This window comes from Streptomyces mutabilis, assembly GCF_046628145.1.
Lineage (GTDB): Bacteria > Actinomycetota > Actinomycetes > Streptomycetales > Streptomycetaceae > Streptomyces > Streptomyces mutabilis.
In genome coordinates this window covers 440,808-466,721 of the sequence record NZ_CP176874.1, presented here as the reverse complement: position 1 = coordinate 466,721, position 25,914 = coordinate 440,808, and the positions used below count along the sequence as shown (strand labels likewise).

Here is a 25,914-nt window from a genome sequence, read left to right as displayed (position 1 = left end):
TGAAGGGCGGACCGGGGCCGCGGAACCGTGAACGGGTGAGGGCGGGCTGGGGGAGGGGAGGCAGGGGGCAAGCGGCCGGTCAGGCGGACAGGGCGGTGCGGGGCCGTTGCCTGCTGCCGCGCTTCGCGCGCATGGCGAGCGGTGTGCGGCGGTCGGCCCGGGGGCGGTAGCCGGTCCCCGTGTGCGCCGCACGGGCGGCGGGGTGCACGGCGACCAGACCCGAGCGGAAGAGCCCGTGGTCGACACGGCGGCTCGCGGCGTCCCGCAGCGCGTCCCGCAGCGGCCCGTCGCGCAGGAGCGCGTCCGTGCCGAGGAGGGCCTCGACCACGGCCAGTGCCCCGGCGATGTCACCGTGGGCGAGCCTCTCCCGGACCGCGGGCAGCGCCTCGGGGTTGCGGTGCACGGTGTCGATGGCCCGCAGGCAGGGCAACGGCGGCCCGCCGAGCGCCACCAGCAGGTCCTCCCGCCGCAACTGGTCGGCGTCGTGGTCGATCGCCGTCAGCACGCCGTCGCGCAGGGCGATCCGGTGGACCTCGCCCCGGCATTCCACCGTGTGCGGGTCGCCCGACCCCGGTAGCGAGCCGTCCCGGGACGCCGGACGGACCACGCCCGGCGGGGGAGGCGCACCGGGCGCCGGCAGCGCCGCCGCGACGAGCGGGTGCAGGCGTTCCGCCGTGATCAGCCCCGCCCGCAGCAGCTCCAGGTCCGGCAGGACGCGGACCGCCGCCTCCGGCAGCACCGGGAGCGCGGCGACCTCCTGCGGCGGCAGTGGGCCGCGCAGCGGGCGCAACGTCGGAGCGTGGCTGTCGTCGGGGGCGACGAGTTCGTACACGGTGCGGCTCCGGGCGCCGAGCCGCACCGTGAATGCCCCGCGGGGGAGTCCCTCCGCCCCCAACAGGTACTCCGCTTCGGCGGCCCAGCACCCCACCGCCCAAGGGCCCTGAAGGTCATCGTGTTGACCGGGCCCGGCGGTCGGGCCGTGCGACGGCCCGTCCGCACCGCACCGCCGGGTCAAGTCACCGCTGCGTCCGGCGTCCCAGAGGTGCCGGTGCAGGTCGAGCCGGAAACGCCGGTCGGGATGCGGGTGCGGATGGTGCCCGGCGGCGCTGCCGCGGGATCCGTCCCACAGGGCCAGGGACATCCGCTGCCCGGCGTCCGCCCAGGCGGGCGGCGTCCGCACGACGAGGTGCACGACCGGCGTGCCGGGACCGCGGTAGCGGGCGAGGGAAAGCGTGACGCCGGGCCGCAGCCGCCCGTCGGGGGCGATGCGGGGCATGTGCCAGCGCAGCAGATCCGGAGCCAGCCGACGCAGGTCCGCCCGGACGCGTGTGGCGAGGTCGGTGCCGTGGCGGTTGCCCACGGCGCGCAGATCGAGATCGACGTCGATCCGGGCGGCGGCACAGGCCCCCGCCCAGTCGCCGCCCGCACGTCGTGCGGTCGCGGTCTCGATCATGGACGGTGGCACGGCGTACTCACGTACGCGCCGCCACATCAACTGGTGGGGTGGAACATCGTTCGCGAGGTGATGAGCCATCAGCACTCACCTTGAGCGAACGATTCCCCCAATCCGTACGAGGAGAAGTTCATCATCGCGGTCATCGTAGCCACCCGCGGATGATCTGTCACTCGTGTTGCGCGACCGGCCGGGACCTCGCTCGCCGTGACTCCACGCTGCCGTGCCTGCTGGGTGACGTCGACACAACACCCGGCGCTGCGACCGCCGTTGACCTCGATGCCGCCGTTGCGTCCGTACGGGCCGGGGTCCGCACCCGTGAGGAGCGGGGCATGCTAGATTCTCAGTCTTGAATATGGTTTCCATTATCGACAGAAAGTGTAGGTAGGCCACGTGCCTCCGCCTTCGACCTCCATACCGTCGGCAAGCGCGGACACGGCCGGCCCGGCCGACGTGTCGGCGGCCCCACCCGCGGCGGCCGTGAAGGGCCGGCTCGCCTCCCGCAAGGCCCTGGTGCTCGGCTGCGCGGCGTTGACCGCGGTCCTGTTGGCTTCCGTCGTCGTCGCCATCGGGCTGGGGCCCGCGGTCATCACTCCGGGCGAGACCGCCCGCCACCTGTGGGCGGCGCTCAGCGGCGGGCGCATCGGCCCGGACGAGGTGACGACGTACCAGATCGTCTGGCAGATCCGCACGCCCCGGGTCCTGCTGGCGGCACTGGTGGGGGCGGGGCTCAGCGCGATCGGCGTGGCGGTCCAGGCGCTGGTGCGCAACGCGCTGGCCGACCCCTTCGTCCTCGGCGTCTCCTCGGGCGCCTCCGTGGGCGCGGTCGGCGTCACGGTCACCGGAGGGCTGGCCGCACTCGGCATCTACGCGGTCTCCGCTGGCGCCTTCATCGGTGCGCTCGTCGCCTCGCTCCTGGTCTACGCCGCCTCCGTCAGCCGGGGCACGCTCTCGCCGCTGCGCCTCGTCCTCACGGGTGTGGCCATGTCGCTCGGCTTCCAGGCCCTGATGAGCCTGATCGTCTACTTCGCGCCGGACAGCGAGGCGACGAGCATGGTCCTGTACTGGACGATGGGCAGCTTCGGCGCCGCGACCTGGGGCGCGCTGCCGGTCGTGTCCGTGGTGGTGCTGGCCGGGATCGCGGTCCTTCACCGGTACGGGCGGGTCATGGACGTCCTGGCCCTCGGTGACGAGACCGCCGCGAGCCTGGGAGTCGGTCCCGACCGGTACCGGAAGGGACTGTTGCTCATCGTCTCGCTCGTCACGGGCGTCATGGTCGCCGTCAGCGGCGCCATCGCGTTCGTCGGGCTCGTCATGCCACATGTGGTGCGGATGCTCGTCGGCGCCACTCACGCGCGCGTGCTCGCCGTGGCCCCACTGGTCGGAGCGATCTTCATGGTGTGGGTCGATCTGGCGGCACGAACCGTGGTCGCCCCGCGCGAGCTGCCGCTCGGGGTCGTCACCGCGCTCGTCGGGGTGCCCGTCTTCATCGCCCTGATGCGTCGCAAGGGCTACACGTTCGGGGGACGCTGACATGGACCTGAGACTCGACGAACTCTCCGTCGTGACCAACGGCAGCACCCTCGTGCGTGCGCTGTCCCTGGAAGTGGCGGACGGACAGGTCGTGGGCCTGGTCGGCCCGAACGGAAGCGGCAAGTCCACCGCACTGCGATGCGTGTACCGGGCGTTGCGCCCCAGCTCCGGGACCGTCTGGCTGGGCGAGCAGGACCTGACCCGGCTCCCGCTGCGCCACAGCGCCCGGACCGTCGCGGCGATGACACAGGACGGCGGCGTCGACTTCGACTTCACGGTCGAGGAGGTCGTCGCCCTGGGACGCGCGCCGCATCTGCGCGGGAACCAGGCGCTCAGTGGCCGCGAGCGCGAGCTGTGCGAGCGAGCGATGGAGCAGCTCGACATCGGGCACCTCGCGCAGCGGGGGGTTCTGACGCTGTCGGGCGGTGAGCGTCAGCGCGTCCTGCTGGCCCGCGCACTCGTGCAGGAACCGAAGGTCCTCGTCCTCGACGAGCCGACCAATCACCTCGACGTCCGCCACCAGGTCGACCTGCTCTCGCTCCTGCGCAGGTCGGGGCTGACCGTCCTGGTCGTCCTGCACGACCTCAATCTCGCCGCGGCGGCCTGCGACCGGCTCGGCGTGCTCTCCCGGGGCCGCCTGGTCGCTTCGGGCGCGCCCGCGGAGGTGCTCACGACGGAGCTGGTCGGTGACGTCTTCGGGGTGCGGGCCAGCGTCGTTCCGCACCCGCTGACCGGCGACCCGCAACTGCTGTATTCGCTCGACTCCACCTGTTGAAAGGCTGTGCCCCGAATGCGCACGAACAGATCCCGTGCTGCCGTCCGGCAGCGTGCCGCCGTCGGTTCCGCCCTGGCGGCGGCGCTGGTGCTCGGCGGTTGCGGCGCCGAGGTCGAGCCGGACGCCAAGGCGTCCGGCGAGGTCACCGTCAAGCGCTGCGGTGAGCCGGTGCGGTACACGGTTCCCGAGCGGGCTGTCGCCTATGAGGGCGGCAGCGCGGACAAGCTGTTCGCCCTCGGCCTGACCGAGCATGTGCACGGCTATGTGATGCCTCCGGCCAATCCGCCGGTGAGCGAGTCCCCGTGGGCGTCCGAATACGCGAAGGTGAAGATGCTCAGTGACGACCTCCTCAACAAGGAGGTGGTGGTCGAGGCCAAGTCCGACTTCGTGGTGGCCGGATGGAACTCCGGCTTCAAGGACGAGCGGGGCATCACACCCGAGATCCTGGACAAGCTCGGCATCCAGAGCTTCATGCACACCGAGAGCTGCTTCAACTACCCCGCGTACCCCGAGAAGGTGGCCCCCTTCGAGGCTCTCTACACCGACCTCGAACGACTCGGCAAGATCTTCCGGGTCGAGGAGAAGGCCACGGAGGTGGTCGACGCGCTGCGGAAGCGAGTGAAGGACGTGGAGGCCCAGGCCCCGGCGGGCGATCCGGTGCCGGTGTTCCTCTACGACTCCGGCACCGACCAGCCGTTCACCGCGGGCAACCAGGTGCCGCCCAACGACATCATCGAGAAGGCGGGCGGCAGGAACGTCTTCGACGGCCTCGACGAACGCTGGACCCAGGTCAGCTGGGAATCCGTCGCTGAGGCCGAGCCCGAGGTCGTCGTCATCCTCGACTACGGCGACCTGCCGGCCGAGAAGAAGATCGACTTCCTGAAGAAGTCCCCTCACACCAGGGCACTTCCTGCGGTGAAGAAGAACAACTTCTTCGTGCTCGACTACAACGAGGGCATCAGCGGCCCCCGCAACATCGACGGCTTGGAGAAGTTCGCCGCGTACGTGCGCGAACTGAGGGGCTGAGCCGCCCGCGCAGCCGCCGACGACAGGAACCGCCGGACGTTTCCCGGCCCGCCGCCCCTCGGACACCGGGGTACGTCCGCCGGGCCGGGCACTCGTCGGCGGTGCCGGCCTGTCCCCGGGCCTCACGTCGGGGGAGGCGGCACCGGTCACGTCTGCCGGGCCGGGCGTCGCCTGCTGCCGTGCCGCGGGCACGGAGACCTCCGGCCCCGGACGCGTCTCAGTCCGCGTCCGAGCTGCGTGCCGTGAGGATGCGGACGGTGCGTTCCCCGGTGTGCCCGTCCCGCCCGTGCCAGCAGCGGTAGTTGTCGAGAACCAGGATGTCACCCGCGTCGAGCCGGAAGCGGGGCAGTGATGCCTCGGCGGCGTGCACGGCGTCGCGGAAGCGGGCGAGGTGGGCGCGGATCCGTTCGGTGTCCGGGTCGCGGTGAATCGGTACGGCCCCGTCCGTGCGCCGCACGATGCGCCGTCCGGTGCGAGTGAACTCCACGTGCCGCCCGACCCGGGGAGTGGCCGGGAGCCCTCGCAGGCCCGCCCAGGCGCCGTACAGGTCGACGTCGGAGCCGGTGAGGAAGGCGCTCAGCCCGGGGTCGCCGGAGGCCAGGTCGTCCACGAAGGCGTAGGCGTCCAGCGCGAAGGAGTCGCCGGCGTGGGGAGCCGGGCGGACGCACTGGACCAGGACGTGGTCCTCGTCGGGATGGCGCCGCCGTCGGGGGACCCCGCCGATGTCGACGACGAGGTCGAAGCCGTCGGCGTGCAGATGCACGGGAGTGCCGTCGCGCGAGGTGCGTACCCGGTGCGGGTACAGCTCGCGGAGGCGGTCGCCGATGAGCTGGGCCGCGGCGACCACAAGGGCGTCGGACGTGTTCTCGTGGCCGGTGAGGATCACCGCCCCGTCACGGGACAGTGATGCGCGTGCCTCGTCGACCCTGCCGAGCGGGACACGCCGCGGAGTGACGCCCGCGCCGGCGGGGCGCTCGTGCGGACCCTGGGAGTGAACGGGTGCGTGCATGGCTCCAGGCTGCTCCTCCATCAGCGGAAAGGGTCCTTCCCACGCCGTTCGGTGGTCGTCGTCGCGGGCGGGTGGGAGAACGTGCGGGTGCTGGGGACGAGAGCCGCGGCGGCCGGTGCCGCGAAACAGACGACCGCGCAGCCCGCGAGGACCGCCGTGGCACCGAAGACGTCGATGGCGGGGGCGATGACGGCGAGTCCGACCGGGGCGAGGCCGTAGGAGAGCAGGAAGTCCAGGGAGGAGACCCGGGCCAGCTTGTCCGGGGCCACCTCGCGCTGGGCGGCGGTGAACCACGGCACGTTGAACAGCTCGATGCCGATGCCCGCGACGGCGTAGGCGGCCATCACGACGACAGGGTGCACGGGGAACACGAGGCTGAGCGGCGCGAATCCGTACGCGGCGAGGCCGGCCAGGGCGGCCCGGCCCGGGGAGCGGGGGCGCCAGCGGGCGATGAGCACGGCACCGGCCAGTGCTCCGGCGGTGTAGGCGGTCATCGCGCCCGCGAGGACGACCTCGGTGCCGTACTCGTCCCTGCTGACCATGGGGAGGGCGACGCCGGTCGCGGAGTAGCCGGTGGCTATGACGGCGGTCAGCGCGCCCAGGCCGGCGAGGAACCACGGGTGCCTTCGGGCCTCGCGGATGCCGTCGGCGAACTCGGTGAGGAACGAGGCCCTGCCCGTACCGGCCGAGGGCTCCGGCGCGATGTCGGCGGTGCCGGGCCGCGCGCCGCGTCCGGGGACGCACGCGGCGACGAGCCAGAGCAGCCCGACGCCCACCAGCAGCGCCCAGGTGTCCAGGAACACGGCGAGCAGCGCGGCCAGCGAGGGTCCCACGAGCGTGGTGGCCCGCACGGCCAGGGTCATGGCGGCGTTGGCCTGCTGCCTGCGATCGGCTTCCACCACCTCGGCGGTCAGGGCCTGGTAGGCGGGACGGCAGGCGCCCTGTCCCGCGCCGGCCACCACGGCGGCCGTGGCCATCAGCAGCACCGAGCGGTCCAGTCCGGCGGCGAGCACGGGGGAGGCGGCACCGGCGGCGAGCCCCGCCCACAGGACGACGCCCCGGCGGGAGTGCCGGTCGGCCAGCACGCCGGCCAAGGGCACCGCGGCGAGGAATCCCGCGGTTCGGGCGGCGAGCAGCAGTCCGAGGTCGGTGGCGGTGAGTGTCCGGTCGAGGACCGCGAGACCGAGCACGAACGGCAGGGCCCAGGTGGCCAGGCCCGACGCCGTGGCGCCCGTCCAGAGGCGGAGGAAGGCGAGGTCGAGCAGGATCGTGCGCCGCCTTTCGGGCCAGGCCTCCACGGCGTCGGGCGGGGCGGATGGGGTGGGCACGATGGCGCGCTCCTGTCGTGTGCGGGGTCGACGGGCCGGACGCGATGTGGCCTCAACGGCCTTGACCGGCCCGGGGGATGGGTGGCGCCACCGGTCGTCGGCGCGGGGCGGGCGAGCGAGGTGGCGGTGCGTCGGCAACAGACTACCGCAATGACAATCATTTCCATTAGTGTGCTGTCGGCCCGCCGGTTCCACGGCGTGAGCCGTCCTTGTGCTGTCCACCGGAGGGTCCATGCGCCGCCCCGCACGCCCCGGGAGTACGTCCGCCGGCCCTCGCGCTGACGCCCGCACGCTCCTCGTCGGCCGTGGAGCCCGCCGACTCCTCCGGGCGGGCGGACGCGCGACGACCGTGACGGGGCCGCCGCCGGCTCCTCCGGGCGGGCGGCAGGCGGACGGCCACCCGTCACCGGCCCGGCCGGAGGGGACCTGACCACCCCGCACACCCGACGATCCGTCACTGACCAGGAAGGAACCCACGAATGGACCGGAACACGACCGGCCCCGCTCTTCTCGAGCAGTTGCCCCCACCGCTGCCCGCGGACCGGATCATCGCCCTGAACCAGCCGAAGGGCGACCTGCACACCACCCGCTCCTACGAATGGAACGGATGGACCTTCGACGTTCCGCCAGGCGTCTTCATACCCGGCTGGACCAGCCGCCTGATCCACGAACGGCTGCTCGACGGCCGCATCGAGACCCGCGGCCGCCGTTACGCCGCCATGGGCGTCGGCCTCGGCGTCGAGGCCGTGACAGCGGGCATCCGGGGCGCCCGCGAGATCCACGCGATCGACGTCCACCCGGAGAGCGTGGCCGCGACCACCGGCCACTACCGGCGCCTCGTCGGAGAGCGCCCGGACACCGCGTTCCTCCCCGTCGTGAGCGACGTCTTCGACGCCCTCCCGGACGGAGTCCGGCTGGACGTCGTCACCTTCAACCCGCCCGCCGTCAGCCAGACCGTCAGCGACGACCCCGACGTCGTACGCAACGTCTGTGTGGGCGCACCGCTGATCGCGAAGTTCTTCGCCCAGATCGCGGAGAAGGACCTCCTCGCGCCCGGCGGCGAGATCCACCTCATCGCCTCCAACACCGCGGACCTGCGTGCCCTCGTGCAGCACGCCGTCGACCACGGGATCCGCCCCCGGATCGACCACCTCCACGACTGGCGGGACGGCGTGCTGACCTTCCTGTTCCGCATCACCCATGACGTGCCCCGTTCCGGAGGACGACGATGAAGAACACCGACGAACTCCTGGCCGGCGTACTGAACGGCGATCACGGGCCCCCTCCCTCCGAACTGGTGGCCACCAGCGTGTTCTGGGTGCACCACGGAACCCGACTGGCCGGTGGCGACACCACCTACCTCAACCAGTACGTCCTCGTCCGCCTGGGCGGTTCGTTCGGCGGCTGCGCCTTCGAGGCGGGCGAGGTCGACCCGTCCCTGTGCCGCGACGCCTCCGGAGCCCCCCTCGACACCCTGCTGCGCGACGCGCCCCGCCCGCTGCGGACCGCCGCACTCGACGCCTACCTGAGCGCGGTCCGGCCGCACCGGGAGGCGGCCGAGGCGGAACCGGTCACCCTGCCCGCGGGAGCACCCGAGACCCGTGCCCGAGCCCGGGACGCGGCCATCGCCGGGCTCCTGGACATCGAGGCCGGTGCGCGCGTCGGTCTGATCGGCGTGGTCAACCCGCTCGTCGCGGCCATCCGCGAGCGCGGCGGTGCGCCCCTGCTCTGCGACTTCAACCTCCGCACCACCCAGTGGGGCGACCCGGTCACCGACGACATGCACGAACTCCTCGACACCGCCGACGCCGTGGTCGCCACCGGCATGACCCTCGGCAACGGCAGCTTCGACACCGTCCTGGCCCGTTGCCGCGAGCGCGAGGTGCCCCTGGTGGTCTACGCCCAGACGGGCAGCGCCGTGGCACGCGCGTTCCTCGGGGCGGGCGTGACCGCCCTGTCCGCGGAACCCTTCCCCTTCTCCCAGTTCAGCGCCGAACCCACGACCCTGTACCGCTACCGTGCGGCGGCCGGCGCATGACGTCAGCCACCCGCCGGCCGATGCCGCCGGACGCCGCGGCCCGTGGGACGGCGGGCACCGGACACGCCGCCTGCCATCACGGCGAGATCCTCCAAGGCGTCTTCCTCGACGAACGGCGCCACCCCTGCCACGGTCTGGTCACCCTGCCGATGACCGGCCGGGGCAGCACGGCCGGCTTCGTCCATCGGCCCGGCAGTTCACCCGACGAGGTGACGGTGACGCCCGACGGCCGGTCGAAGGCCCGGACGGCGGCCGTCCTCGCGATGCGGGAGTGCTCGGCGCGCCTCGGTGAGGAACCGTGCGGCGGGGAACTGACCCTCACCGGTGACCTCCCCGTCGGACTCGGTATGGGCTCGTCCACCAGCGACGTCATCGCCACGGTGCGCGCGGTCGCCGACTCGTGGGGTCTGCTCCTGCCACCGGAGACCATCGCCCGGCTCGCGGTGCGCGCCGAGGGCGCCAGCGACCCGCTGATGCACGGCTCCCGTCCGTTGCTCTTCGCCCAACGGGAGGGCCGCGTCCTCGAAGCCCTGGGCTCCGCACTGCCGCCCGCGGTGGTGGTCGGGTGTGCGCTCGGCGGAAGCGAACCGGTCGACACCCTCGCCCTGCCGGTCCTCGTCCAGGACGGCGACCTCACCGCGTACGAGCACCTGCGCCGGATGCTGCGCCGGGCGGTGACCGATGCCGACACGGCCCTGCTCGGCAGGGTGAGCACGGCCAGCGCCCGCCTGCGGCAACGCGTCCTGCGGCACCAGGAGTTCCCGGCACTCACCGGCATCGCCGACAGCGTGGGTGCCGTCGGGGTGCAGATCGCCCACAGCGGCAATGTCGCCGGCATCCTCTTCGACCCCCGCGTTCCCGGCCTGAGGCGCCGGCTGCGCCGTTGCGCCCGCGCCCTGGAGCGCGAAGGCATCGCGTCGACCCGGACCTTCACCACCTTCGCGACCCCCACCAGCGAGGAGTTCCCCCGTGGACGGACACATCTCGGAAGCCATCGGCCGACCGGACCTGATACGCCTCGACGACTCACTCGTCTGCCTGCGGTTTGAGACGATGAAGGTCGTCTCCGCCCTGGCCGCCGTACGCCACCTCCTCGACACCGGAACCGTACGGCGCGGCGACACCCTCATCGACAGCTCCAGCGGCATCTACGCCTACGCCCTCGCCCTGGCCTGCCACCGTTACGGCATGCACTGCCACATCGTCGGCTCCACCACCGTCGACCACACCCTGCGCACCCAACTCGACGTCCTCGGCGCGCACCTGGAGCAGATGCAGCCCAGCACGGACCTCAAGCTGGACCAGAGCCGCCGCGTCGCCCGCGTCCGGGAGATCCTGCGTGAACACCCCGACTACCACTGGATGCGCCAGTACCACGACGACGTCCACTACCTCGGCTACGAGGCCGTGGCCGAACGGATCCAGGAGGAGACCGGCGCCGGGTCCCTGACCCTCGTCGGCGGAGTGGGATCAGGTGCCTCCACCGGCGCCCTCGCCCACTACCTGCGCAAACGTTCCGTCGATGTGCGACTCGTCGGCGTCCAGCCGTTCGGCAGCGTGACCTTCGGCAGCGACCACGTCGCCGACCCGGAGATCATCATCGCCGGCATCGGCAGTTCCATCCCTTTCGGCAACGTGCGCCACGACCTCTACGACACCGTCCACTGGCTCGCCTTCGACGCCGCCCTCGCCGGAAGCGTCGACCTGCTGCGCCGGCACGCCGTCTTCGCCGGCCTGTCCAGCGGCGCCGCCTACCTCGCCGCCCGCTGGGAACGCGGTGAGGAGCCCGAGCGGACGGCTGTGTTCATCGCCGCCGACACCGGTCACCGCTACGTCGACACCGTCTTCGTCCGGCACACGGAGGCGGCGCGGGTGGAGGACCTGGCACCCCGTCAGGTGTCCGGCACGGACGAACTCGCTCTGCCGTGGTCGCGCCTGAACTGGAACGGCTCGCCCGCTCCCGGGGCAGCGGTCCTCAGGTAGCCGGTGACGGAAGGCGGCGCCGCGCCGCGCCCGGCACGGCGCGCCGTCGCTGTCTCACAGCCGGACCAGCATCTTGCCCGTGTTGGCGCCCCGCATCATGGCGACGAAGGCGTCGGGGGCGTTCTCGATGCCGTCGACGACGGTCTGCTCGGTGTGCAGAGTGCCGTCCGCGAGCCAGGCCGCCGCCTTCCCGAGCCATTCGGGGAAGAGGTCGAGATGGCTGGTGACGAGCATGCCGCGCAAGGTGACCTCGCGGGCGGCGGCCTGGAAAAGGTTGTGGGGGCCCGGGGCCGGCGCGGTGGCGTTGTACCCGCTGATCGCGCCGACCATGGCGATGCGCCCGCCGGTGCGCATCGCACCGATCGCCGCCTCCAGGTGGTCGCCGCCCACGGCGTCGAGGTAGACGTCGATGCCGTCGGGGGCGGCTTGCGCGAGCTGTTCGGGCAAGCCGCCCTGGCGGTGATCGATCGCCGCGTCGAAACCGAACGCGTCGAGAAGCGTCCTGGTCTTGCGCGGTCCGCCGGCCGAACCGATCACCCGGGAGGCGCCCAGCTGCCGGGCCAGTTGCCCGGCGACGCTGCCGACCGCCCCGGCCGCGGCGGAGACGAAGACGACATCGCCCTCGCGCACCGGCGCGGTACGGGTGAGTGCCGCGTACGCGGTCAGCCCCGTGGTGCCCAACGGTCCGAGGTACGCGGGCGCCGGCGCGGGCGCGGTGTCGGCGACGGTTGCCGCCGCCGCGTCGAGGACCGCGTGTTCACGCCAGCCCAGGAAGTGGGAGACGGTCGCCCCGACCGGTACCGACCCGGCCCGGGAGGCGATCACCTCACCGACGGCCCCGCCGTCGAGGGCGGCACCGAGAGCGAAGGGAGGAATGTAGGAGGGGGCGTCGTCCATGCGGCCGCGCATGTAGGGGTCCACGGACATCCACGTGTTGCGGACCACGATCTGTCCCTCACCCGGCTCGGGCACCTGGGTGGTGACCAGCTGGAAGTTCTCCGGCGTCGGCTCGCCGACGGGACGGGAGGCGAGCCGGACTTCGCGGGACAGGGGTGTGGCGGAGCGGGTGGAGTTCACGGAGCTGATTCCTTCCGGTGCGGACGGCGGGTGGCGCGATGCGACAGGACGGCCTCGCGGTGCCCGGCGGTGATCGCTCTCGATCACGGGAAACACGATGCGACCGCCCGCGCACGGACCACTGACGGAATGCGCACGACCGCCCACGGCCCACGCGTTAGCGTGACGGTCATGCGTTTCGAGGTGCTGGGTCCGCTGGTGGTCCGTACGAGCGACGGGGAGCCTGTGCCCGTACCGGAGGTGAAGGTTCGAGCGCTCCTGGCCGACCTGCTGATACACCATGGACGTCCGGTGCCGGTGGACCGGTTGATACACGACCTGTGGGACCGGTCGCCGCCCGGCAACCCCGCGAACACCTTGCAGACCAAGGTCTCCCAGCTGCGGCGCGCCCTGACGAAGGGCGGGGCCGACGGGCGGGCGCTCGTGGAACACGGCCCGGCGGGGTACGCGCTGCGGGTGCCCGAGGAGGCGGTCGACTCCGCCCGGTTCGAGGGAATGACGGCACGGGCCCGGACGGCGGCCGACCCACGCGCCAAGGTGTCACTGCTGTCGGAGGCGCTCGGGCTGTGGCGTGGGACGGCGTTCACCGACGTGCGGGACGAGCCTTTCGCGCAGCCGGCGATCGCCCGCCTGGAGGAGCAGCGCCTGACCGCACAGGAGGATCTGGCCGAGCTGCGACTGGAACTCGGAGAGCACAGCCTCCTGGCCGACGAGTTGGGGGATCTGGTCGCCGCGCACCCGCTGCGCCGGCGGCTGCGGGCGGCTCAGATGCTCGCCCTCTACCGGACCGGCCGGCAGAGCGAGGCGCTCGACACCTACCGGGATCTCGAGCGCCGGTTCGCCGACGACCTGGGCATCGACCCGGACGCCGAACTCGCCGCACTGCACCTGGCGATTCTGCGGCAGGACCCCGGGCTGGCGCCGGCCACCGCGCCCGCCACCACCAGCGCCCGCCCCCGGACGAACCTGCCGACGCCGGTCAGTTCCTTGGTCGGCCGGCGCGAAGAGGTGGCGCGGGTGTGCGCGCTGGTCCGTGAGAACCGCCTGGTCACCCTCACCGGGCCCGGCGGCGTCGGCAAGACCAGGATCGCGCTCGCGGCGGCTTTGCACCTGGCGGAACCGGCCGATGACCCGCCCGCACCGGCGCCGGAGCAGGACACCGACGCTGTGGGCGCCGACGGTGTATGGCTCGTGGAACTCGGCGGCACCAGCGGTGGCGTCGACGAGACAGTGGCAGGCGTACTCGGTATGCGCGACGACGACGCGGGTCGTACGGCGGGCCGTCCACACGGCGGGGGCACGCCCGTGGACCGGCTGGCGGACGCGATCGCACAGCGCCGGCTGCTGCTCGTCCTGGACAACTGCGAACACCTCGTGGAGCAGGTGGCCGTGTTCGCCGATCACCTGCTCCGCAGGGCTCCCCGGCTCCGCATCCTCGCCACCGGCCGGGAGCCGCTGGCCGTCTCCGGGGAGACGCTCCACCCCGTTGACCCGTTGGCAGGCCAAGAGGCGATGGCACTGTTCGCGGCGCGTGCCGCCGCCACCGCTCCCGGCTTCGCCCTGACCCCGGAGACGCACGAGGCCGTCGCCCTGATCTGCCGCCGCCTCGACGGGATACCCCTGGCCCTGGAACTGGCCGCCGCCCGCGTACGGACCCTCGGTGTGCACGCCTTGGCCGACCGTCTGCACGACCGCTTCCGCCTGCTCAACCAGAGGCGTCGCGACGCCCCGGCACGCCAACACACGCTGCGCGCGGTGATCGACTGGAGCTGGGAACTCCTCTCCCCGTCCGAGCGGATCGTCCTGCGCCGACTGGCTGTGTTCGCCGGTGGTTTCACGCTGCACGCCGCCGAGCGGGTGTGCGCAGACCCGCCCGCCGCGACAAGGGGCCAGGAGAACATCGCCGCGGACGACATGATCGACCTCGTCACCCGGCTCGTCGACCGTTCCCTGGTCTTCGCCGCGCCCGACGGCGACGGCCCCCGCTTCCGGATGCTCGAGTCGGTCACCGCCTATGCGTCGGAACGGCTCGACGAGGCGGGCGAGACCAAGGAACTCAGAGGGCGACACGCCCGCCACTGCACCGACATGGCCGAGCACGCGGCAGCCCGGCTGCACGGCCGCGACCAGCGTCACTGGCTGCGCGTCCTCGACGCCGAGACGCTCAACCTGCGTGCCGCGCTGGACCACGCGGTGACGGACGGCGCCGTCGACCTCGCCCTTCGCCTGGTCAACGCACAGGCGTGGTACTGGTACCTGCGCGGCCGGATCGGTGAGGCCGTCCGCTCCCTCGGACGCGCGCTGGAGGGCACCGGGCATCCGGGGACGGAGTACGCCCACGACGGCGGAACGGGCGGCGCGCCCCGAGAGACGTCTCCGCGGCGGAGCCCGTCCCATGGCACGTCCGCCCCGGACAGCCACGGCGCGGCCCGCGCCGGCGCCCGCGTCAGACGGGCCGCGTTCGCCCTGCTCACCGGGGACGACACACACCTCGACGACACCTTCGAGAGTGCCGACGCGCGGGGCAGGTGGCTCCTGGTGCTCGCCCGGTGCGGCTTCTCCGCCCCGCCCGCCCGTGAACTCGATGTACTGCCGGCCGAGTTCCGGGCCGCAGGCGACCGCTGGGGCGAGGCCGCAGCCCTCAGCACCCGTGCCACGTCGGCCGTCTACGAGGGCGACCTCGCGGCCCTGCGGAGGAACGCGGAGAGCAGCGCGGACCTCTTCGCCGAGCTGGGTGACCTCTGGGGCAGCCTGCAGGCGTCGGAACAGCTGGGGATACTCGCCGAGATCGCCGGCGACTACGAGGGCGCGGCACGCCTGCACCGGCACGGTCTGCGCAGCGCGGAGGAACTCCAGCTCTGGACGCAGGTCTCCTTCCGGCTGGCCAGGCTGGGCCGCGTCGCCCTGCTCACCGGCGACGACGCGCGGGCGACTGAGCTGCACGAGCGCGCCCGGCGCCTCGCCGCGGAGCAGTCGCACCGCCCGGCCGAGCAGTTCGCCGCGACAGGACTGGCGCTGGGCGCCCGCCGACGCGGCGACCTGGATGCCGCCGAAGCCCGCCTTCATCCCTGGCTGGAGTGGAATCGCCGCCTCTGTGTGGCCTCCGGCGAAGCCCTGATCCTCGCCCAACTCGGTTACGTCGCCGAGCAGCGAGGAGACGCGGAACTCGCCGAGAAGCTGCACCGGGAGGGCCTCGCGGCGGCCCGCGCGACGGGCGACCCACGCGCCCTGGCGCTCGCCCTCGAAGGACTGGCGGGGGCCCGGGCCGTCGCCGGGCACATGGACCACGCCGCGTCGCTGCTCGGGACGGCCGCCGCCGTCCGGGAATCCGTGCACGCGCCTCTCCCCGGGAGTGAACGCGCCGACGTGGACCGGGCCACGGCCCGCGTTCGCGATGAGCTGGGCGAGGACGCGTTCGCCGCCGCGTTCGACCGCGGACGGGGCCTCACGGCGAACCACCAGATCCACCTGCTCGACGGGCCCGGTGAAGGGTGACGGTGCCGACCCCCGTTTTGCATCACCGGCATAGCATGTTGCACATGACGCAAGAAGACGGTCAGCTGGACAGCCTCGTACGCAAACGGATCCGCGCGCTGCGTGTCGCACAGGGCTGGTCGCTGGAGGAGCTGTCCTCCCGAGCCAACATCAGCCAGTCCTCTCTGAGCCGCATCGAGAACGGCCGACGACGACTCGCCCTGGATCAGCTCGTGACCCTCGCCCGCGCCCTGGACACCACCTTGGACCAGCTCGTGGAGAACGCCGCCGACGACGTCGTCATCAGCCCGATGATCGACGGCGCCCATGGTCTGATGCGCTGGCCCGTGAAGGGTGACCCCGGTATGAGCGTGGTGCGTCAGAGGATGACCGAGCCGCCGCCGGACAATCCCGCCCGCATGCGCGCCCACCCGGGCCGCGAATGGCTCGTGGTGCTGTCCGGCACCGCCGTCCTGATGCTCGGCCACCGGCGCCTTCGCATCGAGACCAACCAGGCCGCCGAGTTTCCCACGATGATGCCGCACGCCATCGGCGCGGAAGGGGGACCGTGCGAGATCTTGGGGATCTTCGACCGCGACGCCCGCCGCGGCCACCAGAAGGACGCCGGCGCCGACGGTGCCGAAGCCGACTGAGGAAGTGCCCGGGGTTCCTGCGAACAGCGGGCCGTGCCCGCGGCTCAGACCACGGTGCAGTGGCTGATGTTGCGCGGCGGGCAGCACGCCCGGCCAACGTATTGCGTATTGCGCAAGAATCCGTGCGGCGTGCGCATGACCGGCTTACGGTGTCGTCATGACCCGAACGCATCGGCACGCCTCCCACCAGGGAGAAGACGGCCACCACCCCGACCACGGCCATCGTGGCCACCGCGAGCACGGTGACGCCGGCCAGGCGGAGATCCTCGACCTCGACGCCGAAGTGCTCGCCGAGCACATAGCGTCCATCACCGCCTGGCTGCCGCTGAGGAACGAGCCGAGCCAGATCGTCGACCTGGGCTGCGGCACGGGAGCGGGCACCTTCGCTCTCCTCGAGCGCTTCCCGGACGCGCACACAACCGCCGTCGACACCTCGGCCGGGCACCTCCAGCTTCTGCGCGAGAAGGCCTGCGCCCGCGGCGTCGAGAGGCGCGTACGGACCGTGCAGGCAGACCTCGACACCGACCACTGGCCCGACCTCGGCACACCGGACCTGGTGTGGGCCTCGGCCTCGATGCACCACATGGCCGACCCCGCCCGCGTCCTGGCCGACGTCCGCGACCTGCTCGCTCCCGGCGGCCTGTTCGCCGTCGTCGAACTCGCGGGCTTCCCCCGCTTCCTGCCCGCGGACGCGCCCGAGGACCGGCCCGGCCTCGAAGCGCGCGCCCATGCCGCGGCCGACAGCTTCCACGCCGAGCACGTCCCGCACCGCGGCGCCGACTGGGGCCCGATGCTGACCGCGGCCGGGTTCGCCGTCGAGGCCGAGCGCACCATCACCGTGCACATCGAAGGCGGGCGCAGCGAAGCGATCGGTCGCTACGCCCACGGCAGCCTCCAGCGCATCCGCGGCGTCGCGGCACCCGCACTCGGTCCTGAGGACCTCGCCGCGCTCGACGCGCTTCTCGACACGGACGGCCCGCACAGCATCCTGCGCCGCGACGATCTCGCCGTACGCACCGAGCGCACCGTCTGGGCCGCCCGCCGCGCCTGAACCGGCCCGGAGGGCGCGCCTGCCGCGACCGAGCGAGCACCGGCCTGAGCCGGTACCGGCGGGCGGACCGGAGGCGGGGGCGTCCGCGCCGTACGGGCAGGCCGTCACATTAGGGTTGCCACCATGAACCGATGGGAGCAGCTGACCGGTGGCAGGTCGGGTGAGGAGTACGCCGCCCGATTCGCCGAACTCGCCGAACGCGGACAGGACGTCCACGGCGAGGCGCGCTTGTGCGCCACGCTGGTGCCTCCCGGTGCACGGGTGCTGGACGCCGGCTGCGGCACCGGGCGGGTCCTGATCCAACTCGCCCAGCTCGGCTACGACGGGGTGGGCGTGGACCAGGACGCTTCCATGCTGGCCGTGGCACGTCGCAACGCGCCACGGCTGACCTGGCTGCAGGCCGACCTCGCAGACTTCGACCCAGACGCCGCGGGCGTCGGTTCCGGCTTCGACCTCGTCATCGCGGCAGGCAACGTCTTCCCGCTCCTCGCGCCGGGCACGGAGTCCGCCGTCGCCGCGAGGCTGGCCCAGGCACTGCGCCCGGGTGGCCTGCTCGTCGCCGGTTTCGGCCTGGACCAAGAGCATCTCCCCGTGCCTCCGAGCCTCACGCTGGCGGATTACGACGCCCACTGCGCCGAGGCCGGCCTCACGCTCACCGACCGCTTCGCCACCTGGGACGCCGACCCCTACGACGGCGGCGGTTACGCGGTCAGCGTCCATCGGCGCTGACGCCGAGAGGGAAGCCGGAGCGGCCCCGGAGCTGCTTCACGAAGCACTACCGGGGCGCGCCCGGCCGCCACGCTGCTCACCTCGGCGTTCGACGAGCCCCGGGCACGGGCGCCCATGCCGCCGCGGACTCCTTCGAGGGCGCATCGTGCGGCCGGGCGGGCACCTTCGACGCAGGGGTGTTGGAGCGGTCCCGGCCGGGGCGCGCGATGAACATCGCTGATCGGACGTTATCTGAGTGGTCCTCGGGTACTCGCGTCGGCAAGCCGAGGCCGCGACCTGGTCTCGGCGACCGCTGTGACGAACCCAGCAGAGAGGAAGGTTGTCGGATGAGCACGGTCAAGGAAGCGGTGGAAGTCGGAGTTCCTGTGCACACCGCCTACAACCAGTGGACGCAGTTCGAGGAGTTCCCGCAGTTCATGGAGGGAGTGGAGGAAGTCAGGCAGCTCGATGAGCGCCGCAACCACTGGACCACCACGGTCAGCGGGGTGAAGCGCGAGTTCGAGACCGAGATCGTCGACCAGCTCCCCGACGAGCGGATCACCTGGCGCACCACCACGGGTGACAGCAGGCAGAAGGGCACGGTCAACTTCCAGCGGCTGGACGACACGCACACCCGAGTCGAGCTCGTCATGGACGTCGAGCCCACGGGCATCGCGGAGAAGACCGGTGACATGCTGGGAGTGATCGACCGGCGGGTGAAGGGCGACATGCAGCGCTTCAAGGAGTACATCGAGGGCCGCGGCGGCGAGACCGGAGCCTGGCGCGGGCGCATCAGGCCGGGTGACTGACCGCCGACGAGGTGCACGCTCCGACAACTGCCCCTGCCGGCACGCTCGAAGTCCGGCACGAGTCCCCGGTCGGGGATGTCAGGGGCGCAGGGCGTAGCAGCGGAGTACGTCGAGGTCGGCGACGCGCACGGCGGACCAGCAACGATCCCACGCATCCCAGCGGACGCCGGTCATCCTCCCGAAGGAGCCCGCCGACAGCGGGGCCGATGACGACCACGCCGACCGTCAGGGAGCGGGACGGGGACCACCGGGCCGGAACCGCTCCACCCCGACGATGTGCCGCACCTTGACCGGACGCACGATCACCGCGACTCGTCGTTCCCCCGGCATGATCCACTCGAATCGTTCGCTGCCCAGGTACTTACGGGCCAGCCGGTCCATCCGGTCGTGTGCCTCCTGGCCCTCGACGAAGCGGGCCACCACCCCGCTGATCTGTACTCGGTCGAAGGGATCGGCGGCGTCCGCGTGCGAGAGATACACGCGGGGATCGCGGCGCAGATTCTCTTCCTTCACCCGGCCCACCGACGTGTTGAACGTCAGCTCACCCTCTCCCTCCAGATCCACCCACATCGGGCTGACCTGCGGTGCTCCGTCGGCGAACACAGTACCGACGTACCAGATATTGGGGGCCTGCAGCCGGGCGCGGACGGCATCGTCGAAGGTTGCACTCATCCGGGGAGGTTATCAACCATGATCGACGGAGCGAAGGCGAGTGGGCGGCCGGCGCTGCCGTCCTGCACCGCGGTGAGCGACCGCCGCACCGGGACGGATTCGCCCACGGAACACACCTGCTGGCACCCCGGGTTGTGCTGAGCGACGGCGTCGTGGTGGACGGCCGCGCTGCCGTACTTCGAGGCCCCGCCAGGGCGTTGTCCCGGCGAGGTCCGTGCGGCGGGGCGGGTTCAGGAGACGTCGACGCCGACCGGATCGCCGAGCAAACCGTCGGAGAAGGTGACGTACTTGGGGGTGAACGTGCTCTTGCCCCAAGTCGGCGACAGTCAGCCGATGGCGGGGTGCGCGCTCGCCGGAGCCACGCCGAACCCGCACCGGTGGATGCGCTCGGGGAGGCGGCAAGGTCGCCGGACGGTCAACTCCTGGGAGCGGTGAGCGCGGCGAGCTCCGCGAGGACGAGGGCCGCCGGTCCAGGGGCGACAAGCCACTTCAGGTGGCTGCCGTCGAGGGTGCGGACGTCGTACGGGTTGTCCGGTGTCAGCGTGTTGCCCTCGCGGATCAGTCGGTCCTGCATGGCGAGGGGCATGCTCGCGTCGTCGGCGAGGCGTACGAAGGTCTTCGGGACGCGGCCCCAGGTCGCTGCCTGCGCGCGGTCGGCGGAGGTGCCGACGTCGAGGTTCTCGTCCGGCTGGAAGGTGTTGAGGAAGGTCAGGAACTCCTCCTCCGTGCCGTCGGCGAGGAAGGCGGCTTTGAGCGCCGCGAGGGCGTCACGGTCGGCGGTGCGGAAGTTGACGCGCAACAGCCCGAGTTCGGCCGGGTTCCCGACCATCGCCAGGCCGAGCGAAGCGGCGTCGACCGTGGCCATCTCCGGTTCGGCGTAATAGTCGTTGACGTCCAGGTCGACCGGGCACCAGGCGGAAACGTAGACGACGCGGTCGATGAGGTCCGGGCGTGCGTTGGCCGCGGCGGTGGCGGTGACACCGCCACGGCTGTGCGCGACGAGGATCACCGGCCCGTTCTCCTTGGCCCGTTCCAGGATGCCGATGAGATGGGCGACGTTGTCGGCGAGCGTGACTCCCTTGATGGAGCCCGGCGCGGTGGCGAGACCGACGAGATCCTGCGGCGCCTGATAGGCGTGGGAGTAGGTCGCCATGAACCCGTGGCCGGGGAGGTCGACGGCGACCGAGCGGTGTCCCAGAAGGCCGAGTTCGGCCTGGAGCGGTGCGAAGGAGAAGGAGTTCGCGAAGGCTCCGTGCACCAGTACGAACGTCGGCTGCATAGGTCTACTCACTTTCTGGCCCCCCGTGGGCGGCGAACAGCTGCCCGATACGACATGGAGCCTACGTAGCCGTAGATCATCGGTGCAACCGGTTCTGGGCCGTCCCTTCGCGCGGTCCGCTCGAGCGCTCTCACCTGGCTGATGATGCCGCTCGCCATCCTGCTGGCCTGGACCGTCGATCGCTCGACCCCGGCGGTAGCGCCCACCGGCCGCGGGTCCCGCCCACCCCCCCCGGGGGGGGCGGGGCCCGCTATCCCTGGGGGGCGGTGAGTGAAGCCCGGTCGGGCCGGGCCCCGCCCGCACCCGACCGGATCCGCGGCCGGCTCCCCTGGACGCGGGGAAGCCCCGTCGACTCGGCCGCCTCGGTATCCAGGAGGAGGGTCAGTCGAGGCAGAACTCGTTGCCCTCGACGTCCTGCATCACCAGGCACGACTCGTTCTCCTCGTCGGCGGTCAGCAGCCGCACGCGCACCCCGCCGAGCGCGACCAGTCGCGCGCATTCGGCTTCGAGCGCGGCCACGCGCTCCTCACCCACGAGTCCGGTACCGGCCCGTACATCGAGATGCACCCGGTTCTTGACGACCTTCCCCTCGGGAACGCGCTGGAAGTACAGTCGCGGGCCCACACCTGAGGGGTCACTGGCCACGAACCACGCGTCCCGCTTCTCCGGCGGCAGCGAGCGATTGAAATCGTCCCACGTGGCGAACCCCTCCGGGGGCGGCGGCGGGACGTACCCCAGTACCTCGCACCAGAAGCGACCGACCCGCTCGGGAGACGCGCAGTCGAAGGTGACTTGGACCTGCTTGACCGATGGCATCGGGCCACCATAGCAACGGGGTTCCGAGGTGGCCCGCGGCCCGATGGCGACCTCAGACCGGCTTGCGCCACACCGAGATGTGCTTCGCGGACTCCTGCGTGAACGGCGCCCCGTCCCAGTCCGCGACCCGACGTTCCAGTTCGAGTCCGGCGATGCGAGCCATCAGGTCGAGCTCCGCCGGCCAGGCGTACCGGTGCCGCGAGTTGCCGCGGCGATAGCGGCCGTCGTCGCCGTCGCGGGTGAAGTGGTGCGAGGTGAGGATCTGTTCGACGAGGTCGAAGGTGTCGAAGCCGAGGTGGCGCTCGGATACGTCGAACGGCACCGCGACCTGCCCGGGAGGCAGGCACCGCAGTGGCGGCACGCCCAGTTCGATGACGAATCGGCCGCCGGGCCGCAGATGGCGTGCGGCGTTGCGGAAGCACTCGACCTGTTCGTCCTGCGTGAGCAGGTTGGTGATGGTGTTGTAGACGAGATAGACCAGGGAGAAGTCGCCGGGGACGGTGGTGGTGGCCATGTCTCCCATCGCCACCGGAAGCGCGTCCTCGTCGACCTTGTGCCGCAGGACGGCGGCCATGTGCTCGGACAGTTCGATGCCCACGACCGGGACGCCGCGCTCCCTGAGCGGGACGCCCACGCGTCCCGTCCCGATCGCGAACTCCAAGGCCCGGCCGTCTCCGGCGAGTCCGGCGAGGAAGTCGAGAGTCGGACCGAGGACGGCGGCCGAGGACATCTCGGTCTCCTCGGCGTCGTAGCGGTCGGCGGTCTCACGGGTCCACAGTTCGCTGCTCGTCACGGGCGGCCACTCTGCCGGGTACGGCGGGGCGTTGTCGACGCATTTTTTCCTTTCGCCGGGGCGCCGACGGGGCGTCCGCGTCCGCCACTGCCGGGACACGGCCGTCGGTTCACCGCACTCGGGTGGCTCCGGTCACCACGCGTCGATGACCGGCACGTCGGGTTCGTGCCGCCGCCAGGCCTCGCCGAGACGCGCCAGCCGGTCCGCGGCGGCGATCCCGTGCAGCGATGAGACCCTGCCGTCGCTGACCCCGAACGCCACGGCGCCCACGACCCGGTCCTCGACCACGGCGATGACGGCCGGGGAGCCGTTGACCAGCGCGATGTGGAACGCGGGTGAGCCGCCGGCCAGCCGACGCTTCGCCGCCGTGGGCTTGAAGCCGGCCCGGACGAAGGAGGCGACGCGCTCGCGCGTCGTGTACCGCAGCAGCCGCCTGGCCAGTCCGGCGCCGTCCGAGACCGCCGTCACGTCGTCGGTGAGCAGTGCCACCAGCCGCTCGGTGCGCCCCGACGTGGCGGCAGCCAGGAACTCCTCCACCACCCGGCGCGCGGCCGCGGGGTCGGGCTCGCCGCCGCGGCGGCGCTCGGCGGTGACCCGGGCCCGGGCCCGGTGGGCGTGCTGCTGGCTCGCGGACTCGGTGATGTCGAGAATCCCGGCGATCTCGGCGTGGCTGTAGGAGAACGCCTCACGCAGGACGTACACGGCCCGCTCGACCGGCGAGAGCCGCTCCATCAGGGTCAGTACGGCCAAGGACACCGATTCGCGCTGCTCGAAGGTGTCGGCGGGGTCGAGCATCGGGTCGCCCTCGAGGAGCGGCTCGGGCAACCAGGCACCGGCGGCACGCTCGTGCCGTGCCCGAGCCGAGCGGAGCCGGTCGAGGCACAGGTTGGTGAGGACCTTGGTCAGCCATGCTTCCGGGACCTCCACCCGTTCGCGGTCCGCGGCCTGCCAGCGCAGGAACGTGTCCTGAACGGCGTCCTCGGCGTCGGCGGCCGAGCCGAGCAGACGGTACGCGAGCGAGGCCAGCCTGCCCCGGCTGGCCTCGAACCGATCGATGGCTGCGCTGTCCATGCGGCACAGCCTAGGCGGCGGCGACCCTCGTACCGGACCGGTCGTCCGTGGCGGCCAGGCGGCGCCTGCGCTTCGGCACGCCGAAGGTGGGGTGGGCGATGCCGAACGCGGCCCCCTTGAGCACGCCCGCCTTGAGCCGCGCGGCGGTCCGGCCGCCCAGGTACCAGGACTTCGAGCGGACGTCCCCGTCCACCATCTGGAAGATCGCGTCCCGCCGCCCGAGGCTGATGTGGTTGCCGTAGTACTTCAGCCCGGTGGTCGGAATGCCGCCGCCCGTCAGGCGCGCGATGATCGCGGCGGTCGCCTGCATGTTGGTGAAGCCGGCCGAGGCGCAGGACATCGGCAGTGGGCGTCCGTTGTCGCCGATCGCGTAGGCGCAGTCACCGGCGGCGTAGACGTCCGGGTGGGAGACCGAGCGCATGGTGCGGTCGACGACGATCTGGCCGGTCTCGGCCACCTCCAGGCCGCCGGCGGCCGCGAGCGGATGCACGGCGAACCCGGCCGACCACACGGTGACGTCGGCCGGGACGGTCGTCCCGGCGGCGGTGAGCACGCGTGCCGGCTCCACGGCGGTGACGCGGGTGTGTTCGTGGACGGTGACGCCGAGCCGGTCGAAGGCCTGGCGCAGGTGGCGGCGGGCCTTCGGGGAGAGCCAGGCGCCCAGCTCGCCGCAGGCGGCGAGCGAGACCGAGAGGTCGGGCCGTGACTCGGCGAACTCGGTGGCGGTCTCGATACCGGTCAGTCCCTCGCCGACGACCAGCACGGTGCCACCCTCGCCCAGGCCGGTCAGGCGCTCGCGCAACCGCAGGGCCGAGGGCCGGCCGGCCACGTCGTAGGCGTACTCGGCCACGCCGGGGACGTCGTGGTGGGCCACGGAGCTGCCCAGCGCGTAGAGCAGCGTGTCGTACCCGATCTCGCCGTCACCGTCCTCGCCGGTCACGGCGACGGAACCGCGCCCGGGGTCGATGCCGGTGACGCGGGCGAGGCGCAGGTGTACCCCGGTGCCCGCGAAGACGTCGGCGAGCTTGGGGAACGCGACGTCCTGGCCGACGGCGAGCTGGTGGAGGCGCATCCGCTCGACGAAGTCGGGCACGGCGTTGACGACGGTGATCTCGGTGTCGGCGGGGGAGAGCCTGCGGGCCAGGTTGCCGGCGGCGAAGGCTCCGGCGTATCCGGCGCCGAGGACGACTATGCGGTGCTTCATGACAGCGCTCCTGTCTCGTTCGCGTGCCCCCTGAACGAGACGGCGCCCCGATTGCTGACAGGAGTCGGGTGTGACGTGAGTCACCGTTTTCCAGTGTCAGTCTCTCCCTAAAGTGGAGGTTGATGGTTGAAACGTTCAAGCGCGGGTGGCGCTGCCGAACGGGCGTGTGATCGCGAGCGCATGGGACCCGGGCGCGCGGCCCGGAGCGGGTCTTGGCCTCGCGAGGCAGCGGTGCGTCCACTTGCCCGTCCGCCGTCCGCCGTCCGCCGTCCGCCGTCCGCCGGTTCCGGCGTGAGTCTGCGGTGGGGCGCGAAGGCCCGCGTGGCCGGTGAAGGCTCGACACCTCCACCGTCACGCGGGCCTGCGCCGTGGGTGCCGTCAGATGCCGCAGGTGGGAGCCGACCAGTACGGTGACGGGTCGAAGGCGACGTGGGTGTGGTCGTTGTGGCCGGGGTAGCCCGGGCCGAGGATCTCCGAGAAGCCGTGCGTCCTGGACTGCTGGGCGAGCCGGCACAGGGACGGTGAGCCGACGAGGTCCGCCGCGTCGCCGTAGAGGTGTCGGCTGGTGGCGGAGCCGCCCACCGCGTTGTTGCAGGCGCGGGAGCGGAAGCCGCTGGAGATGGTGATCGGGACGTCGCCGAGGGCGTGGCGCATCGCCTCCAGCTTCCACATGGTCTTGAGGGCGTTCGCCTTGGCGGTGGTCGCGGAGACCGCGCCGCCGGACCAGTCCGAGTTGCACTTGTTGAGTTCGGCGTAGCTGAAGTGGACGGGCGTGCAGTCCGCGTCCTGGAGGGCGTAGATCTTGCTGAAGGTCGCGGGGCCGGCGACGCCGTCCGCGCTCAGTCCGTACGCGGCCTGGAACTTCTTGACGGCTGCGGCGGTCCGCGCGCCGTACTGGCCGTCGTAGGAGAGCCGCTCTCCGGAGGTCACCCAGCCGGCGACCCGGATCTGGAGCTGGGTGACGTCGCTGCCGGAGGACCCCTGGGAGAGGGTGCGGTTCCAGGTGTAGCAGGAGTCGGCGTGCGCTGTGCCGGCGGTGGTGCTGACCCCGACCGCTGCACCAGCCATGAGCATGACAAAGGAGAGGAGCAGGCGTGACGCGCGTCTGAACATCCCGGCCTCCCGACCGTTGAGTCGACAACAACCGGAGCCCAGCGTGCGG

The 25,914-nt window shown here is 72.3% G+C and carries 23 protein-coding genes; 12 read left to right on the top strand and 11 right to left on the bottom strand.

The features are described 5' to 3' along the window. Positions 1–79 precede the first annotated feature (79 nt). Positions 80–1,534: a hypothetical protein gene (locus ACLIN4_RS01645; protein WP_411575421.1), complete on the bottom strand. Its 1,455-nt coding sequence runs from the start codon at positions 1,532–1,534 to the stop codon at positions 80–82. 432 nt (positions 1,535–1,966) lie between these two features. On the opposite strand from ACLIN4_RS01645, the gene ACLIN4_RS01640 reads away from it, so the two are divergent. Genes ACLIN4_RS01640 through ACLIN4_RS01630 form a run of 3 tightly spaced genes read left to right on the top strand, consistent with a single transcriptional unit; the run spans position 1,967 to position 4,787 of the window. Continuing rightward, entirely contained in the window at positions 1,967–2,986 is a 1,020-nt protein-coding gene (locus ACLIN4_RS01640) for a FecCD family ABC transporter permease (protein WP_107479316.1), read from the top strand. Between the two features lies 1 nt (position 2,987). Beyond that, on the top strand, positions 2,988–3,761 hold the full coding sequence (locus ACLIN4_RS01635) for an ABC transporter ATP-binding protein (protein ID WP_411575420.1): 774 nt from the start codon (positions 2,988–2,990) through the stop codon (positions 3,759–3,761). 15 nt (positions 3,762–3,776) lie between these two features. Then, complete coding sequence (locus ACLIN4_RS01630; protein WP_100045000.1) at positions 3,777–4,787, top strand: ABC transporter substrate-binding protein; 1,011 nt, start codon at positions 3,777–3,779, stop codon at positions 4,785–4,787. 217 nt (positions 4,788–5,004) lie between these two features. Here the strand turns inward: ACLIN4_RS01630 and ACLIN4_RS01625 are convergent, their stop codons facing one another. Both ACLIN4_RS01625 and ACLIN4_RS01620 read right to left on the bottom strand, forming a co-directional pair. Continuing rightward, entirely contained in the window at positions 5,005–5,796 is a 792-nt protein-coding gene (locus ACLIN4_RS01625) for a TauD/TfdA family dioxygenase (protein ID WP_289907983.1), read from the bottom strand. A gap of 20 nt (positions 5,797–5,816) precedes the next feature. Then, entirely contained in the window at positions 5,817–7,094 is a 1,278-nt protein-coding gene (locus tag ACLIN4_RS01620) for an MFS transporter (protein WP_411576722.1), read from the bottom strand. A 509-nt stretch (positions 7,095–7,603) separates the two neighbouring features. Between ACLIN4_RS01620 and ACLIN4_RS01615 the strand changes: the two genes are divergently transcribed. From ACLIN4_RS01615 to ACLIN4_RS01600, 4 genes are read left to right on the top strand one after another with little or no spacing between them, the layout of a single operon-like run. Beyond that, the gene (locus ACLIN4_RS01615; protein WP_411575419.1) at positions 7,604–8,356 is read left to right on the top strand and encodes a methyltransferase; all 753 of its coding nucleotides are present in this window, start codon (positions 7,604–7,606) and stop codon (positions 8,354–8,356) included. Continuing rightward, the gene (locus ACLIN4_RS01610; RefSeq protein WP_107480279.1) at positions 8,353–9,162 is read left to right on the top strand and encodes a Rossmann-like domain-containing protein; all 810 of its coding nucleotides are present in this window, start codon (positions 8,353–8,355) and stop codon (positions 9,160–9,162) included. Before ACLIN4_RS01615 ends, ACLIN4_RS01610 begins: the two co-directional genes overlap by 4 nt. Next, positions 9,159–10,211 carry a GHMP kinase gene (locus tag ACLIN4_RS01605; protein ID WP_411575418.1) on the top strand — a complete coding sequence of 351 codons (1,053 nt, stop codon included), beginning with the start codon at positions 9,159–9,161 and terminating at the stop codon, positions 10,209–10,211. Before ACLIN4_RS01610 ends, ACLIN4_RS01605 begins: the two co-directional genes overlap by 4 nt. Beyond that, positions 10,132–11,145 (top strand): pyridoxal-phosphate dependent enzyme, encoded by a 1,014-nt coding sequence (locus ACLIN4_RS01600; RefSeq protein ID WP_307653367.1) that lies wholly within the window; start codon positions 10,132–10,134, stop codon positions 11,143–11,145. The genes ACLIN4_RS01605 and ACLIN4_RS01600 overlap by 80 nt, the downstream gene beginning before the upstream one ends. A gap of 54 nt (positions 11,146–11,199) precedes the next feature. On the opposite strand, the gene ACLIN4_RS01595 is transcribed toward ACLIN4_RS01600, so the two are convergent. Further along, entirely contained in the window at positions 11,200–12,222 is a 1,023-nt protein-coding gene (locus ACLIN4_RS01595; protein ID WP_411575417.1) for an NADP-dependent oxidoreductase, read from the bottom strand. 171 nt (positions 12,223–12,393) lie between these two features. Here ACLIN4_RS01595 and ACLIN4_RS01590 point away from each other — a divergent pair, with 171 nt between their 5' ends. The 5 genes from ACLIN4_RS01590 to ACLIN4_RS01570 all read left to right on the top strand — a co-directional run bounded on the left by ACLIN4_RS01590 (position 12,394) and on the right by ACLIN4_RS01570 (position 18,917). After that, positions 12,394–15,717, top strand: coding sequence for a BTAD domain-containing putative transcriptional regulator (locus tag ACLIN4_RS01590; RefSeq protein WP_411575416.1), 3,324 nt, complete (start codon positions 12,394–12,396; stop codon positions 15,715–15,717). A gap of 44 nt (positions 15,718–15,761) precedes the next feature. Beyond that, complete coding sequence (locus tag ACLIN4_RS01585) at positions 15,762–16,349, top strand: helix-turn-helix transcriptional regulator (RefSeq protein WP_107479860.1); 588 nt, start codon at positions 15,762–15,764, stop codon at positions 16,347–16,349. 157 nt (positions 16,350–16,506) lie between these two features. Then, entirely contained in the window at positions 16,507–17,400 is an 894-nt protein-coding gene (locus tag ACLIN4_RS01580) for a class I SAM-dependent methyltransferase (RefSeq protein ID WP_289907990.1), read from the top strand. Positions 17,401–17,523: 123 nt separating this feature from the next. Then, complete coding sequence (locus ACLIN4_RS01575) at positions 17,524–18,129, top strand: class I SAM-dependent methyltransferase (protein ID WP_411575415.1); 606 nt, start codon at positions 17,524–17,526, stop codon at positions 18,127–18,129. A gap of 326 nt (positions 18,130–18,455) precedes the next feature. After that, positions 18,456–18,917, top strand: a complete 462-nt coding sequence (locus ACLIN4_RS01570; protein WP_100045008.1) for an SRPBCC family protein — start codon at positions 18,456–18,458, stop codon at positions 18,915–18,917. Positions 18,918–19,142: 225 nt separating this feature from the next. Here the strand turns inward: ACLIN4_RS01570 and ACLIN4_RS01565 are convergent, their stop codons facing one another. From ACLIN4_RS01565 to ACLIN4_RS01535, 7 genes are all read right to left on the bottom strand, one after another. Next, a complete protein-coding gene (locus tag ACLIN4_RS01565; RefSeq protein WP_107479854.1) occupies positions 19,143–19,589 on the bottom strand; it encodes a TIGR03618 family F420-dependent PPOX class oxidoreductase in 447 nt (148 codons plus the stop codon). Between the two features lie 415 nt (positions 19,590–20,004). Further along, positions 20,005–20,868 carry an alpha/beta hydrolase gene (locus tag ACLIN4_RS01560; RefSeq protein WP_179342719.1) on the bottom strand — a complete coding sequence of 288 codons (864 nt, stop codon included), beginning with the start codon at positions 20,866–20,868 and terminating at the stop codon, positions 20,005–20,007. 381 nt (positions 20,869–21,249) lie between these two features. Beyond that, on the bottom strand, positions 21,250–21,684 hold the full coding sequence (locus ACLIN4_RS01555; protein ID WP_107479852.1) for a VOC family protein: 435 nt from the start codon (positions 21,682–21,684) through the stop codon (positions 21,250–21,252). Positions 21,685–21,736: 52 nt separating this feature from the next. Further along, on the bottom strand, positions 21,737–22,477 hold the full coding sequence (locus ACLIN4_RS01550) for a class I SAM-dependent DNA methyltransferase (RefSeq protein WP_107479851.1): 741 nt from the start codon (positions 22,475–22,477) through the stop codon (positions 21,737–21,739). A 132-nt stretch (positions 22,478–22,609) separates the two neighbouring features. Continuing rightward, complete coding sequence (locus tag ACLIN4_RS01545; protein WP_289907996.1) at positions 22,610–23,548, bottom strand: sigma-70 family RNA polymerase sigma factor; 939 nt, start codon at positions 23,546–23,548, stop codon at positions 22,610–22,612. 10 nt (positions 23,549–23,558) lie between these two features. After that, positions 23,559–24,752: an NAD(P)/FAD-dependent oxidoreductase gene (locus ACLIN4_RS01540; RefSeq protein ID WP_411575414.1), complete on the bottom strand. Its 1,194-nt coding sequence runs from the start codon at positions 24,750–24,752 to the stop codon at positions 23,559–23,561. A 378-nt stretch (positions 24,753–25,130) separates the two neighbouring features. Further along, the gene (locus ACLIN4_RS01535) at positions 25,131–25,865 is read right to left on the bottom strand and encodes a D-Ala-D-Ala carboxypeptidase family metallohydrolase (RefSeq protein WP_107477272.1); all 735 of its coding nucleotides are present in this window, start codon (positions 25,863–25,865) and stop codon (positions 25,131–25,133) included. Positions 25,866–25,914: the final 49 nt, after the last annotated feature.